This is a genomic window from Corallococcus sp. EGB, assembly GCF_019968905.1.
GTDB lineage: Bacteria > Myxococcota > Myxococcia > Myxococcales > Myxococcaceae > Corallococcus.
The window spans coordinates 7,381,441-7,395,290 of sequence record NZ_CP079946.1; the positions used below are offsets into that span (position 1 = coordinate 7,381,441).

At 72.4% G+C, this 13,850-nt stretch carries 13 protein-coding genes; 8 read left to right on the forward strand and 5 right to left on the reverse strand.

The annotated features are described in order from the left end of the window. The first annotated feature begins 1 nt into the window (after window position 1). The 4 genes from KYK13_RS30025 (at window position 2) to KYK13_RS30040 (ending at window position 5,152) form a co-directional block, all read left to right on the forward strand. A complete protein-coding gene (locus KYK13_RS30025) occupies window positions 2–1,573 on the forward strand; it encodes an ABC transporter ATP-binding protein (RefSeq protein ID WP_223636616.1) in 1,572 nt (523 codons plus the stop codon). Continuing rightward, a complete protein-coding gene (locus KYK13_RS30030; RefSeq protein ID WP_223636619.1) occupies window positions 1,566–2,699 on the forward strand; it encodes an ABC transporter permease in 1,134 nt (377 codons plus the stop codon). The genes KYK13_RS30025 and KYK13_RS30030 overlap by 8 nt, the downstream gene beginning before the upstream one ends. Beyond that, complete coding sequence (locus KYK13_RS30035) at window positions 2,692–3,621, forward strand: ABC transporter permease (protein ID WP_223636621.1); 930 nt, start codon at window positions 2,692–2,694, stop codon at window positions 3,619–3,621. The genes KYK13_RS30030 and KYK13_RS30035 overlap by 8 nt, the downstream gene beginning before the upstream one ends. A 358-nt stretch (window positions 3,622–3,979) precedes the next feature. Continuing rightward, window positions 3,980–5,152, forward strand: a complete 1,173-nt coding sequence (locus KYK13_RS30040) for a sensor histidine kinase (protein ID WP_223636624.1) — start codon at window positions 3,980–3,982, stop codon at window positions 5,150–5,152. A 57-nt stretch (window positions 5,153–5,209) separates the two neighbouring features. Here the strand turns inward: KYK13_RS30040 and KYK13_RS30045 are convergent, their stop codons facing one another. From KYK13_RS30045 to deoC, 4 genes are all read right to left on the reverse strand, one after another. Continuing rightward, the gene (locus KYK13_RS30045) at window positions 5,210–5,848 is read right to left on the reverse strand and encodes a hypothetical protein (protein WP_223636626.1); all 639 of its coding nucleotides are present in this window, start codon (window positions 5,846–5,848) and stop codon (window positions 5,210–5,212) included. A gap of 88 nt (window positions 5,849–5,936) precedes the next feature. Beyond that, window positions 5,937–7,664 carry a phospho-sugar mutase gene (locus KYK13_RS30050; protein WP_223636628.1) on the reverse strand — a complete coding sequence of 576 codons (1,728 nt, stop codon included), beginning with the start codon at window positions 7,662–7,664 and terminating at the stop codon, window positions 5,937–5,939. A gap of 32 nt (window positions 7,665–7,696) precedes the next feature. Then, on the reverse strand, window positions 7,697–8,092 hold the full coding sequence (locus tag KYK13_RS30055) for a TraR/DksA family transcriptional regulator (protein ID WP_223636630.1): 396 nt from the start codon (window positions 8,090–8,092) through the stop codon (window positions 7,697–7,699). Window positions 8,093–8,111: 19 nt separating this feature from the next. Then, the gene (gene deoC, locus KYK13_RS30060; protein ID WP_223636632.1) at window positions 8,112–8,972 is read right to left on the reverse strand and encodes a deoxyribose-phosphate aldolase; all 861 of its coding nucleotides are present in this window, start codon (window positions 8,970–8,972) and stop codon (window positions 8,112–8,114) included. A 113-nt stretch (window positions 8,973–9,085) separates the two neighbouring features. On the opposite strand from deoC, the gene KYK13_RS30065 reads away from it, so the two are divergent. From KYK13_RS30065 to KYK13_RS30075, 3 genes are read left to right on the forward strand one after another with little or no spacing between them, the layout of a single operon-like run. After that, window positions 9,086–10,324 carry a ComEC/Rec2 family competence protein gene (locus tag KYK13_RS30065; RefSeq protein ID WP_223636634.1) on the forward strand — a complete coding sequence of 413 codons (1,239 nt, stop codon included), beginning with the start codon at window positions 9,086–9,088 and terminating at the stop codon, window positions 10,322–10,324. Then, a complete protein-coding gene (locus KYK13_RS30070; protein WP_223636636.1) occupies window positions 10,321–11,691 on the forward strand; it encodes a ComEC/Rec2 family competence protein in 1,371 nt (456 codons plus the stop codon). Before KYK13_RS30065 ends, KYK13_RS30070 begins: the two co-directional genes overlap by 4 nt. Then, entirely contained in the window at window positions 11,688–11,948 is a 261-nt protein-coding gene (locus KYK13_RS30075) for a DUF3006 domain-containing protein (protein WP_223636638.1), read from the forward strand. Before KYK13_RS30070 ends, KYK13_RS30075 begins: the two co-directional genes overlap by 4 nt. Window positions 11,949–12,075: 127 nt before the next feature. On the opposite strand, the gene KYK13_RS30080 is transcribed toward KYK13_RS30075, so the two are convergent. Beyond that, a complete protein-coding gene (locus KYK13_RS30080; protein WP_223636641.1) occupies window positions 12,076–13,341 on the reverse strand; it encodes a GYF domain-containing protein in 1,266 nt (421 codons plus the stop codon). A 141-nt stretch (window positions 13,342–13,482) separates the two neighbouring features. Here KYK13_RS30080 and KYK13_RS30085 point away from each other — a divergent pair, with 141 nt between their 5' ends. Further along, complete coding sequence (locus tag KYK13_RS30085; protein WP_223636644.1) at window positions 13,483–13,770, forward strand: TIGR02300 family protein; 288 nt, start codon at window positions 13,483–13,485, stop codon at window positions 13,768–13,770. Window positions 13,771–13,850 lie beyond the last annotated feature (80 nt).

The window sequence follows — 13,850 nt, forward strand, 5'->3', positions numbered from 1 at the left end:
CGTGTCCCTGGAGGACGCGTCGCTGGACATCGTCCCGGGGGAACTGCTCGCCGTGGTGGGCGAGAACGGCGCGGGCAAGTCCAGCCTGATGAACGTGCTCTACGGGCTCTACCACCCGGACGCGGGCACGTTCCTGATGGATGGCAAGCCGGCGCGCTTCAAGAGCCCGCGCGACGCCATCGCACGCGGCATCGGCATGGTGCACCAGCACTTCATGTTGGTGCCCACGCTGACCGTGGCGGAGAACGTGGTGCTGGGCCGCGAGCCCACGAAGCGCGGCCTCCTGGACCTGGAGCGCGCCTGTGAAGAGGTGGCGGCCACGGCGAAGCGCTTCGGCTTCCAGTTGGATCCGCGCGCCCGCGTGGACACGCTCACGGTGGGGTCGCAGCAGAAGGTCGAGATCGTCAAGGCGCTGCACCGGGGCGCGCAGGTGCTCATCCTGGATGAGCCCACCGCCGTGCTCACCCCCCAGGAGTCCGACGAGCTGTCGCAGGTGATGCGCGGGCTGGTGGCGCAGGGCCGCACGGTGGTGCTGATCAGCCACAAGCTCAAGGAGGTGCTGGGCGTGGCGGACCGCGTGGCGGTGATGCGCCGCGGCCGCACCGTGGCGGAGGTGCGTGCCCGCGAGACCACCGTCTCCGCGCTCGCCGCGTTGATGGTGGGCGAAGGCTCGCGCGGCGCCGCGATGACCGGCGTGCCCGTGGCGCCGGAGGTTGTCGTCGCGAGCACCGGCACCACCGGCGCGATGGCTGCGCGGCCTTCCGTGCCCAGCGGCCTGGATGTTCGATCCGACACGGCCGCCACGGAGGCGGGCCCGGTCGTGCTCGAAGCGAAGGACCTGCGGGCCACGGGCGACAACGGCCGTCCAGCGCTCCAGGGCGTGAGCCTCACCGTGCGCGCGGGCGAGATCGTCGGCATCGCCGGAGTCGACGGCAACGGACAGCGCGAGCTGGCGGAGGTGCTCACGGGCCTGCGCAGGCTGGACGGGGGCGAAGGCCTGGTGCTCGGCGGTCCGCTGGCGGGGCTCACCCCGGCGCTGGCGAAGGCGCGCGGCGTGGGCCACGTCCCCGAGGACCGCCTGGCCCGCGCGGTGGTGAAGGCGATGACGGTGGAGGAGAACGTCGCGCTGGGCCGGCACCGCCTACCCCCGTTCGCGCGTGGACCGTGGCTGGACTTCAAGGGCCGCCGCGAGCGCACGAACCAGCTGCTGACCCGCTACGACGTGCGCCCGAACGACCCGGCGGTGGCGCTCCAGGCGCTCTCCGGCGGCAACCAGCAGAAGGTCGTGGTGGCGCGCGAGCTGGACGCGGATCCGAAGCTGCTCGTCGTCGTGCAGCCCACGCGCGGGCTGGACATCGGCGCGGTGGCGCAGGTGCATGAGCGGCTCCGGGAGGCGAAGGCCCGGGGCGCGGGAGTGGTGATGGTGTCGCTGGACCTGGAGGAGGTGCTGGCCCTGTCCGACCGCGTCTACGTCCTCTACGAAGGCCGCGTGACGGGACACTTCGCGCGCAAGGACCTGGACGAGCGCGAGCTGGGCCGCTGCATGCTGGGCGCGGAGGCGGGCCATGGGTGAGCGGGCGCGGCAGATGCTGCCGTCGGTGCTCTCCGTGCTGCTGGCGCTCGCGGTGTGCTGGCTGGCCATCGCCTTCACGCGCGACCTGGACACGGCCACGCGCGCCTATCTCCAGATGCTCTGGGGCGGCGTGGGCAACTGGCCCGCCTTCCTCGACGGAGGCAGCTCCACCGCCGTGCTGCGCCCCCTGGGCGAGGCCGCGATGAAGGCCGCGCTGCTCACCCTCACCGGCCTGTCCGTGGCGGTGGCCTTCAAGGTGGGCCTGTTCAACATCGGCGCGCAGGGTCAGATGATCTGGGGCGCGCTGGCCGCGGCGCTCGTGGGCGCGCACGTGTCGCTGCCGGGCGCGCTCCACGTGCCGCTGGCCCTCGCGGCGGCGGCGCTGGCGGGCGCGGCGTGGTCGAGCATCGCGGGCATCCTGAAGCTCAAGCGCGGCGTGCACGAGGTCATCTCCACCATCATGCTCAACTGGGTGGCGGTGAGCCTGGTGGACAACTGGCTCGTCATCGGTCCGCTGCGCGCCGTGGCCGAAGGTGCGTCATCCATCACCGGCACCGCCGAAATCCTGCCCACCGCGCAGCTGCCCCGGCTCCTGGGTGACAGCTCGCGCCTCAACCTGGGCTTCCCGCTGGCGCTCGTGGCGGCGCTGGGCGTCTGGGCGTGGCTGACCCGCACGCGCTCCGGCTACGAGACGCGCGCCGTGGGCCTCACCCCGGAGGCGGCCCGGGCCGCGGGCATCCCCACGCTGGGGCGCGCGGGCGGGGCCATGGCGCTCGCGGGAGCGCTGGCGGGCCTGGCGGGCGCGGTGCTGGTGCTGGGCACGGAGGGCCGCTACCCGGGCTCGCTGGGCGCGCCCTACGGCTTCGACGGCATCGCCATCGCGCTCATCGGCAACAACCACCCGCTGGGCGCGGCGCTGGCCGCGGTCGTCTTCGGCATCCTGCGCGCGGGCGGCACGCGCATGCAGCTGCTCGGCGTGCACAAGAGCTTCCCGGAGCTCATCCAGGGCTTCGCGCTGCTCTTCGTCGCCGGGCGCATGGTGTGGCTCGCCCTGCTGGAGCGGCGCCAGAAGCGCGCGCAGGCGCAGGGGCCGGCCCAGGCCGGAGTCGAGGTGCCCCGTGCTTGAGGTGCTCCACTCGCTCCTCTTCTCCACCCTGGACGCGGCCCCCGCCCTGGTGTTCGCCGCGCTGGGCGCCATGCTCTCCGAGCGCGCCGGCGTGGTGAGCGTGGGCGTGGAGGGCATGATGCGCACCGGCGCCTTCTGCGCGGCCGTGGCGGCGCTCGTGATGCCCACGCCGCTCGCGGTGCTCGTGGGCATGGCCGCGGGCGCGGGCATCGCCGCGGTGCACGGCTTCTTGAGCATCCGCTGGCGGTCGGATCAGGTCGTCTCCGGCATGGCCCTCAACCTGGTGGCCATGGCCGGCGGCACCTTCCTCCTGGAGTCCCTCTACGGCCCCAACGGCACGCCCGCCATCACCCAGCTGCCGCGCTGGAACCTCCCGGGCCTGTCCCACGTGCCGCTGCTGGGCGCGCTGTCCGGCCACGCCGCGCCCACGTACCTGGCGTTCGCCCTGCCCGTCCTCTTCCACCTGCTCCTGTCGCGCACGCCGCTGGGCCTGCGCCTGCGCGCCGTGGGCGACAAGCCGCACGCGGTGGCCACGCTGGGCCTGTCCGTGCCCGCCCTGCGCTGGGGCGCGGTGCTGGGCGGCGGGCTGATGGCGGGCCTGGGCGGCGCGGTGCTGTCCACCGCCGTCCTGGACCGCTTCGAACAGCACACCCCCGCGGGCCTGGGCTTCATGGCCCTGGCCGCCATGGTCTTCGGCCGCTGGACCCCGCTGGGCGCCTTCGCCGCCGCGCTCTTCTTCGCCTTCGGCAACGCGCTGCGGATTGGGCTCGCGTCGAGCGCCCCCTGGCTCCTCGACATGATTCCCCAGGGCTTCCTCCTCGCCCTGCCCTACCTGTTGACCCTGCTCGTCCTCGCGCTCCAGGGACAGCGCGGCCACGCTCCGGCCGCCCTCGGCACCCCCTACGAACAGGAATCCCGGTAATCCCCTCCAGAGAGGGCGGGGTCATGACGACCCGGGTCTAAAGTCACTTTTGGTCAGGTTGGACCTGCCAAATCTGAAGCGCCCACCTTCCCTGATGCGTCAGGTCAAATCCGGGTGGGCCGCCAACCCCCTGACCTTACTGGATCTGATTTCCGGGTTATTCCAGTGTGGGCTGATCTGCCGTTGGGTGGACGTTCGGCATGCCGTTGGCATGTGAGTGTGACCATGTCGGATTGCGCACTGGACGGCGGGGAGGCGCGGCAGCCAGGCCCGTCCGGTTCCGGGGCGCAGTCCCCCGGGCTTGGGACAACGCTCCAGGGCGTTGCCGGGTCCGGTTTCCAGTCTGGGGTGGCCTGACATGCAGACGACGACAACAGTCTCGACGTCACCCCAGCGCCCGCGGGTCATCGCGGTCGACATGGAGTCGGGCGGCGTGGAGCGGGTGCGCTCCATCCTGACGCCGGCGGGCTACGACGTGCTGCCCGCGCGCGGGACGAGCGCCGCGCTGGAGGCCGTGTCGCGCCACTCCGCGGACCTGGTGCTGCTGGACGTGGAGCGGGCCCGCACGGTGGGCCTGGCCGCGTACCGGCGCCTTCGCGAGGAGCTCTCCCCGCCGCAGTTCCCCATCCTCATGCTCACACCTTCCGCGGACCGCCAGACGCGCCGCGAGGTGATGGAGGCAGGTGTGGACGACTTGCTGACCACCGAACCGCTGGACCCGCTGGAGCTGAAGGTGCGCGTCCACACGCTGCTGGAGCTCAAGGCGCACCGCGAGCAGGGCGGCGTGCAGGAAGTGCTTCAGGACCCACGCACGCGCTGGGTGCGCATGGAGCGCCTGGCCCGCGTGGGCACGCTCGCCGCGGACCTGGCCACGCAGATGGACCAGCTGGGCGTGGGCCTGCAGCGGGCGCTGGAGCACGTGCGCGCCCGCGCCAGCCAGGGCCTTCCGCCGGACAGCGAGGAGCTGCTCAAGCTGGGCGTGGCCGGCGAGCAGATGCGCCTGCACGGCCAGCACCTCTTGTCCCTGGGCCCCACCAGCCCCAAGGACATCCAGCGCTTCGACCTGCGGGAGGTGGTGCCGGAGGTGGTGTCGCGGCTGCGCACCGCCGGGCGCCTGGGCCGCGCGGACGTGCGCGTGGTGCTGCCCGAGGACCCCATCGCCGTCGTCTTCAACCGCCGTCAGCTGGAGCAGGTGGTGACGGAGCTGGTCTGCAACGCGGTGGACGCGGTGGAGGACGTGAAGGACCGGCCGCGCGTGGTGCAGGTGGGCGTGGAGATGCCGGACATGTTCGGCGAGTTCGGCCCGCAGCTGTTCGTGAAGGACACCGGCATCGGCATCTTCGAGGACGAGCTGCAGGCCATCTTCTCGCCGTACTACACGACCAAGGCCCCGGAGAAGAGCGTGGGGCTGGGCCTCACGGTGGCGCGCACCCTGGTGGAGAGCATGGGCGGCAAGCTCACCGTGAAGAGCCGCGTCAACCTGGGCAGCACCTTCACGGTGGAGCTGCCCGAGCAGACGTCGTCCTGGTAGGCGTTCCTGCCAGGGCACGGGCGGGGAGACACCTCCCCGCCCGCGCGTGACGCGGGACTAGAAGCGGTAGGCCACGCCCGCCAGCGCTTCCATCGTGAAGTAGCTGTCGTCGAAGCGCGGGACGATGGAGGGCCCCATCCGCAGGTTGAAGTTCACGTTGAGGTTGTTCTTCACGAAGTACTCGAGGCCGCCTCCGAAGAGGATGGGGATGACCGGCCCGATGCCCTCGCCGATGTAGACGTTGAACGGCACGTCGAGGCCGGCGTTGATCATCAGCGCGCTGCCCACGGGGATGCCCGCCACGAACGCCACCGGCAGCGCCATGCCGAACATCGTGTTCCTCCGGGGGAAGTAGACGAACGGGCCCGGCTGGAAGGTGATGGCGAAGGCCACGCTGTCCGTCTGGGCAATCATCACCCGCAGATAGCCCTGGAGCTTGAGGCCCGCGTCGGACGCGTCCACCAGGCCCTCACGGCCCCAGTTGAAGCTGAACTTGCCGCCGACATCCACTCGGTCCGAGCCACCGTGGAGGAGCCCCAGCGTCAGGCCGGGGAAGCCAATCTGCGCGCTGAACAGGTTCCGGCCCGAGCCGACGGTGTCCGCCGCCAGCAGGGACCAGCCCTGGCCGCGCGCCATCGAGGTGCCGGGGACGGCCAGGAGCAAGGCCAGGAGGAAACCAGGAATGAAGCGCTTCACGAGGTTCCTTTCTGCGAAGGACCGCGACGCAAAGGCGCCGCGATCCGGGTGGGGGGGTGAAGGGTGGTTCAGGACTCAGGACCTGGACTCAGGCCGGCTGTCCGCGATCACGGGCGAGCGCGAGAAAAGCGTCGATGAGGGCCGCGAGCTTCGCCTCCGCGCGCTGACGGGCCTGGGGGAGCGGCTCGCCGGGGGCGGGCGTCTCCTTGTGCTCGAAGTAGTACTTGATCTTCGGCTCGGTGCCGGAGGGGCGCAGGGTGACGCGGCCGCCGCCCTCCAGCGCGAAGGCGACGACGTTGGACGGGGGCAGGCCGCCCTCGCCCTTCTGGTAGTCGCGCACGGCCGTCACCGGGAAGCCGCCGATGTTCGCGGGCGGCGACGCGCGGAAGGCCTGCATGATGGCGCGGATGGTCTGCGCGCCAGCCGCGCCGGGCAGCGTCACGTTGCGCTGGGCGCCCACGTGCAGCCCGAAGCGGCGCTGGATCTCCTCCAGGTAGCCCAGCACGGTGGTGCCGCGCGCCTCGCACCACGCGGCCATGTCCGCGACCACCAGGGCCGCGCCCACGCCGTCCTTGTCGCGCGTGGCGGTGCCCACGGTGTAGCCGAGCGCCTCCTCGTAGCCGAAGACGAACTGCGTGCCCTCCTTCGCCGTGCGCTCCAGCGCGCGGTTGGCGATCCACTTGAAGCCGGTGAGCACCTCGTCGTACGCGGCGTCCAGCCCGCGCGCGATTTCACCCAGCTGGGTGGAGGACACGATGGTGGTGACGACGTGCGGGCGCGCGCGCTTCGTCCCCTGCGTGAGGACGTAGTGGCCCAGCAGCACGCCCACCTCGTTGCCGGTGAGCAGGCGCAGCTTCCCGGACGCATCGCGCGCCATCACCGCCAGCCGGTCCGCGTCCGGATCATTGGCGAGCACCAGGTCCGCCTTCACGCGCTCCGCGGTCGCGAGCGACAGGTCCATGGCGCCGGGCTCCTCCGGGTTGGGGAAGCGCACGGTGGGGAAGCGGCCGTCAGGCTGCTGCTGCTCGGCCACGGGCGTCACGCGAGGGAAGCCGGCCTCCTCGAGCGCGAGCGCCGCCCACGCGCCGCCCACGCCGTGCATCGCGGTGTAGACGATGGACAGCGTGTCGCTGCCCTTGCGGTACAGGCGCAGGTCCAGGATGGCGCGCAGGTACGCGTTGCCCACGTCCTCCGGCAGGTCGCGCCACAGCCCCTTCGCGCGGCCCTCCGCCGGAGTGAGCAGCGGCACGGCGTTGGCGGGCTCCACCTTCGCGATGGCGTCCGCGATGCCCGCGTCCTGCGGCGGGACGATCTGCGCTCCGTTGCCCCAGTAGACCTTGTAGCCGTTGTACTCGGGCGGGTTGTGGCTGGCGGTCACCATCACCGCGGCGGCGGCGTTGAGGTGCAGCACGGCGAAGGCGGTGACGGGCGTGGGCACCGGCTCCGGGAAGACGTGCGCGGGGATGCCCTCCGCCACGAACACGGCGGCGGTGTCCTCCGCCAGCTCCTTGCTCAAGCGGCGCGCGTCGCGGCCCACCACCACGCCGCGCGTGGTGACGTCCGGCACGGTGGCCTTGAGGTAGCGCGCGAGGCCCGCGGTGGTGCGGCGCACGACGGCGCGGTTCATGCGGTTGGGGCCGGCGCCCAGCACGCCGCGCAGGCCGGCGGTGCCGAACTCCAGGTCCTGCGCGAAGCGGTCCGCCAGGTCCGCCCAGTCCTGCTTCGCGAGCACGTGGGCCAGCTCCGCCTGCGTCTCCGGATCCGGATCCGCCTTGCGCCAGGCCTCCGCCCGCTCCCTCAGTCCGGTGGTGTCCATCGCGGTTCGCCTCGTGTTTGGAAGAAAGGGGTTCAGCTCTTGTAGTCAGTGAGGTGCTTGCGGCGCACCGGCCCCTTGGGGCCGTCCTTGTTGTTCTGGCACGCGACGCAGAACTCCGCGTAGGGCATCGCCTTGAGGCGGCCCAGGGGAATCTCGTCGCCGCACTCCTCGCACTCGCCGAAGGAGTCCGGGTCCTCGCGCAGCTTGCCCAGGGCCTTCACCACGCGCGCCAGCGTGCCGTCGGTGTTGCGGTTCCGGCTGGACGCGATGGTCTGCATCATCTCGTTGAGGGGCTGCTCGTCCTCGTCGCCGCCCACGCGCGTCTCGTCGGTGCGGTTGGGCTCGATGCGCATGGGCGTCTTGCCGGTCAGTTCCGCGTGGAGCGCGAGCAACTGCTGGAGGAAGTCCTCTCGCTGCTTCGGGGTCACGGTGCTCAGCTCCGCAAGGTCAGTACTGCGCGGTGGAGATCTGCCCGGTGACGATGGCCACGGACGCGGAGGCGCCCAGGCGGTTGGCGCCCGCGCGGATGAGCTTCACGGCGTCCTCGGCGGAGCGCACGCCGCCGGAGGCCTTCACGCCCACGTCGTCGCCCACCACCGCGCGCATCAGCTCGATGTCCTTCACCGTGGCGCCGCCGGGCCCGAAGCCCGTGGACGTCTTCACGAACGCGGCGCCCGCGGCCTTGGACAGCGCGCACGCGATGACCTTCTCCTCGTCCGTGAGGTGGCCCGTCTCCAGGATGACCTTCACGGGCACCGGGCGGCTGGCCTCCACCACCGCGGTGATGTCCTCGTGCACGCGCTGGTAGTCGTGCGCCTTGAGCGCGCCCAGGTTGATCACCATGTCGATCTCCCGGGCCCCCGCGCGGATGGCCTCACGCGCCTCGAAGGCCTTCGCGGACGACAGCGCGGCGCCCAGCGGGAAGCCCACCACGGCGATGGGCACGGCCGTCGCCCCGGCCAGCACGCGCGCGGCGGTGGCCACGTGGCAGCTGTTCACGCACACGGTGGCGAAGCCGTACTGACGGGCCTCCTCGGCCACGCGCACGATGTCCTCGGTGCGCGCCTCCGGCTTGAGCAGCGTGTGGTCGATGTACGGCGCCAGGTCCGAGGCCTTGCCAAGGGTGGCCGGGTCCACGCGGGCGGTGGCGACCTTCACGCCGGGCGGGCGCGGGGGTTCCGGGTTCAGGATGGCGGCGGGCGCGGGCGGCACCGCCTCCTGCTGGACCTTCCAGGCGTGCAGACGGTGGCGGGCCTGGTCGACCAGCTCTTCAAGGACGGTGAAGAAGGCTTCGGCGTCGGACGGCATGCCGCGCCCCTTAGCCCACTCCCGGCGCTCGGGGAAGCGCTCGCGGGAGGAGGAGGCCCCCGGTCAACGCACGGGCTGCCGAGAATGGGAGCGGGGCTGTAGAGTTCCAACCCGTGAAGGTCTTCGCGCGGCTGCTCGCACTCCTGGTCCTCTTCCTCGCGGCGGTGCCGGGCCACGCCGCGGCGCCGGCGCCCTCGGCCCTCCCCGCCCCCGCGTCAGGCCGGCTCACGGTCTACTTCCTCGACGTGGGCCAGGGAGACGCGGCGCTCATCGTGTCGCCCACGGGCAAGACGGTGCTCATCGACGGCGGGCCTCCAGAGGCCGGCCCGCGGCTGGCGGCGCGGCTGCGGGAGCTGGTGAAGGGCCCGCTGGACCTGGTCATCCTCACCCACCCGCACCTGGACCACCTGGGCGGGCTGCGCGCGGCCCTGAAGGCGGTGGGCGCGAAGCGCTTCATGGACCCCGGCTTCGACCACCCGAGCGAGGCGTACCGCGACCTGCTGGACTTCGTGGGCCGCGAGGTGGGCCAGGTGATGACTCCGGAGCCCAACCCCGGCTCCCCCCAGTCGCTGGTCTCCGTGGGCCTGGGGGAGGGCGTGGCGCTCACCGTGCTCTGGCCGCGCGTGCCCCAGGAGTCGTTCCTCGCGGACACGCGCTCGGACGCGAACGCGAACTCCATCGTCACGAAGCTCACCTACGGGAAGACGGCGTTCCTCTTCACGGGGGACTCGGAGCCGCCGACGGAGGAGGTGCTGCTGCGGAAGCCCCTGGACCTCACCGCCACGGTGCTGAAGGTGGCGCATCACGGCGGCAAGCACTCGTCCACCGCGGCCTTCCTGGCGCGCGTGAAGCCGCAGGCGGCGGTCATCTCCTGCGGCGTGGGCAATGACTACGGCCACCCGAGCCCGGAGGTCCTGGGCCGCCTGGGCGACGTGCGCGCCCGCACCTTCCGCACCGACCAGGACGGCGAGGTGATGGCGGTGAGCGACGGCACCAGCGTGACGCTGCGCTCGGCCAGGGGCTCCGGGGCCGTGAGCCTGCCCGGTACGCAGCCGACGGGCAACCCGGTGGCGCTGGGCCCCATCGAACCCACGCCGCACGGCCGCGCCGGCCGCTCCGTGGAGAAGGAACCGGAGCCGGGCGCGTCCCGGTCCCGGACGCAGGTGGAGCCCGCCGCGCCCGCGAACACGTCCCCGGCCACGGGCGAGCGCTACGTGTCGCTCAAGGGCAGCAAGGTGTTCCACCGCGAGAGCTGCCCGACCTTGAAGCGCTCGAAGAACGAGCGCACCGTCTATACGAGTCGCGCCGACGCCCTGCGTGAGCGCCGCCCCGCCGAGGATTGTCATCCATGAAGGCCCGCATCGCGCTGGGAGTGGGGCTGCTGCTCGCCTCCCTCGCCTGTCAGCAGCAGCCGTCCGCCCCACCCGCGCAGAAGCCTCCGGAGAAGTCGCGCTACTTCGGCGGCGCGCCGGACGGGAAGCTCCACGTGTACTTCTTCGACGTGGGCGCGGGGGATGCCGCGCTCATCGTCACGCCGAAGGGCAACACGGTGCTGGTGGACTCAGGGCCCGCGACCGCCGAGTCGCACCTGGTGAACCGGCTGCCGGAGCTCTTGCGCCGCGAGCTGGACCTGGTGGTCCTCACCCAGCCGGATCCGAAGCACCACGGCGCGCTGGAGGCCGTGCTCAAGCGCGTGGGCGCGCGGCGGTTGATGGAGCCGCAGCTGCCCGACACGTCCAAGGCCTACGACGCGCTGCTGACGGCGGTGGGCTCGCGCGGGGTGCAGATCCTTTCGCCCGCGCCGTCCACGTCCGCGCCCAAGGAGCTGGTCCGGCTGACGCTGGAGGACCGCGTGAACCTCACGGTGCTCTGGCCCCGCGCGCCCGCGGAGCCGCTCCTGAAGGGGGCCCCGGACGCGGAGGGGCGCAACGCGGCGAACTCCATCGTGCTGCGCCTGACGTACGACGACACGTCGGTCATCTTCGCGGGCGGCGCGCGCGGCGAGACGGAGGCCAGGCTGTTGGAGCGCGGGCTCTTGTCCCCCGCCACGCTCCTGAAGGTCGCCTCGCCCTACGGGGAGGGGGCGAACTCGCAGGCGTACCTGGAGGAGGTGCGTCCGCAGGTCGCGCTGCTCAGCGGCGATGACAACCTGGGGAAGAGCCCTCGGGTGAAGGAGCTCCTCACGAGGCTGCGCGGCGTGGACGCGCGCGTGTTCCGCACGGACGTGAACGGCGAGGTGCACGCGGTGAGCGACGGCAAGCAGTTCGAGCTCTCGATCCAGCGTCCGCCGCCGGGCGAGCCCGCTGGCACGCGGCACCGCTTCCCGGGGTTGGATCCCCGCCCGCCGCTCCAGCGGACGGCGAAGCCCGTCGCCGCGGTGAAGCCGGCGCCCACCGAACCGCTCCCGGCCGTCGCGACAGAGCCCACCCGCGTCACCGAAGCCGCGCGCGACAGCAAGGCCCGCGTCAGCAACGTGACGGACGTGGATGAGCTGCCCACCGCGCGCAAGAACACGCGGGCGGAGGTGCCGGAGAAGACGGCGCGCGCGTCCACCAGCAACGCCATGGGCGGCTACCGCGCGAGCAAGCACAAGCAGATCTTCCACAAGGCCAGCTGCCGGGCCGTGAAGCTCATCAATCCCGAGAACATGCTGTCCTGGAGCACACGCGAAGCGGCGCTGGGTTCGGGCCGCAAGCCCGCTGGAGACTGTGACCCGTGACGAAGAAGACGAAGCCCCGGTCCCGGGCCACGGTGGACCGCATCGAGGACGACGTCGCCGTGCTGGTGGTGGACGGCCAGCAGGTGACCCGCGCGCTGGACGCCCTCCCCCCGGGCGTGCGTGAAGGGGACGTCGTGGACCTGGAGGCGGGGACGGTGGACGCAGAGGCCACCGAGGCCCTGCGCGCCGACGTCCGCGCAGCGAGGGAACGTGCGATGCACGGCAAGAAGCCGCCCGCGGGCGACTTCGACCTCTGAGCAGCGCGGCGTGTCCCCTTGAAACGAAGCGTCCTGCGCGACGCGCCGGAGCACCCGGCTGGAGCAGGACGCGCGACGTGGGCCTGCTCACCGCCTGGAGCGGAAGCAGGCCCACTTCAACGACTGGCTACGGCTTGGAGCCTTCCGCTGAAGGAGCCGCGGCCTCGCCACCCGGCGCGGCCCCCTGAGCAGGCGCCGCGGTCTCGCCACCGTGCGAAGGCGCGACGGGCTCGGCGGCTCCCGGCGCGGGAGCGGCCTGACGCGGGGCCGGCGGAGGCGCCTTGCCGGTCACCTTGTTGACCATGTCCGCGAGCGCGGGAGGCAGCATGCCCGCCGCCGACAGGCCGAACAGCGCCACCACCGGCAGGACGATGAGCAGCAGCACCACCAGCGCCACGACCTTCAGCGGGCTGCCACGCTTCGCCGGAACCACCGGGCGCTTGCGCGCGGCCTTCGAGTCCACCGGCGGAGCGGCGTCCTCCTCGTCCTCGTCGTTGCGGGGGTCCTCGCGCGTCTCGTCCTGGCCCAGGTCCTCCTCGTCCGAGGCCTCGCCCCGGTTGCCGGGCAGGTCCAGGTCGGAGAACAGCTCGTTGAGGGGCGCGCCGCTCGCCGCGGGGGCGTCCTCCCGGGGCGCTGACACCGCGCGGCGCGGGGCCGGCGTGGGCACGGGCGCGGGCGCCTCCCGGTTGCCGAAGAGCGTGCCTTCGTCCTCGTCGCCGTCGCGCTCGAAGTCGTCCTGGGACGGGGCGGGTTCGTTCTCCGCGTAGAAGGGCTGCTGGGGCTCCGGCTCGCGGCGGGCGGGCGCGGCCGCGCGCGCGGGAGGCGGGGCGACGGGCTCCGGAGGAGGCGGCGGAGGCGGGGGCTCTGGCGGCGCGGCCGGCGTGAGCAGCGCGGCCAGCTCCGGGATGTCGGAGCCGCGCTTCCAGTCCGGCATGCCCTGGCGCCAGAAGAAGCTGCGCGCGCTGATGGTGCCCGCGGCCATCCACTCGGCCACGGCCGACTCGTCGAGCGGGCCCTCCTGCTTGTTGCGCACCATCACGAACCACGGCGCCCCGGCCGTCTGGCGGGGAGGCGCGGTGCGCGTGGGCTCATCGTCCCAGGGCGTCTGGGGGGCCGACGCGGGAGGTTTGGCGAGGGGCGCAGGCGCTGCCACGGCGGACACCGGAGCCGGGGCGGCGGGCGCGGCGGCGCCACCTCCCGCCAGCGAACGCTCCTGGGCTCGGATCCGCTCCACGTCGGCGAGCGACACCACGCGGGTGCTCTCCTCCTCGGCGGGCCCTTCCACGGTAATGACGTTCTGGCAGTTCTTGCAGCGGACCTTGACCGTCTTGCCGCGGACCTTCTCGTCCGCAATGGAGTACCGCTTCTGGCAATTGTCGCAGGTGAAGTTCAAAGGGGGCGTCCGGCTCTCGGGGGAAACCGGCAAGGATGCTACCGCCAGAAATCTCCGACGCAAACACACGGTTGACTCTGTTCTTCGGCCCAACTATTCAGCCGCCCTCGGTTTCACTCCAGGCTTCTACGAGGGTGGCGCATGCCGGCGAAGGATCTCGGGACCAAGCACACGTGCTTCAAGTGCGGGACGAAGTTCTACGACATGAAGAAGCCGGATCCCATCTGCCCCAAGTGCGGTGAGGATCAGCGGAACCAGCCCAAGCCCGCCGCCGAGCCCCGGCGCGGCCGCCTGGCCGCCGCACCGAAGGTCATCGAGCCCGAGCCCGAGGAGGCGCCCGCGTCCGAGGAGGACGAGGAGAACCTCGACTCCTTCGGAGATGACGAGGACTCCGAGGCGAGTGCCGAGCCCGAGGACGACGACATCTAGCGTCTCGTTCAAGGTCGCATCACGCGGGGCCCCCCGAGCTGCTCGGGCGGGCCCCTTCGTCGTTTCCGCCCTTCTGGTCA

Excerpts from the sequence above, each read along its gene's own strand:
- KYK13_RS30030 (WP_223636619.1), top strand. The coding sequence starts at position 1,566 with ATGGGTGAGCGGGCGCGGCAGATGCTGCCGTCGGTGCTCTCCGTGCTG.
- KYK13_RS30040 (WP_223636624.1), top strand. The coding sequence starts at position 3,980 with ATGCAGACGACGACAACAGTCTCGACGTCACCCCAGCGCCCGCGGGTC.
- KYK13_RS30050 (WP_223636628.1), bottom strand. The coding sequence starts at position 7,664 with ATGGACACCACCGGACTGAGGGAGCGGGCGGAGGCCTGGCGCAAGGCG.
- deoC (WP_223636632.1), bottom strand. The coding sequence starts at position 8,972 with ATGCCGTCCGACGCCGAAGCCTTCTTCACCGTCCTTGAAGAGCTGGTC.
- KYK13_RS30070 (WP_223636636.1), top strand. The coding sequence starts at position 10,321 with ATGAAGGCCCGCATCGCGCTGGGAGTGGGGCTGCTGCTCGCCTCCCTC.
- KYK13_RS30085 (WP_223636644.1), top strand. The coding sequence starts at position 13,483 with ATGCCGGCGAAGGATCTCGGGACCAAGCACACGTGCTTCAAGTGCGGG.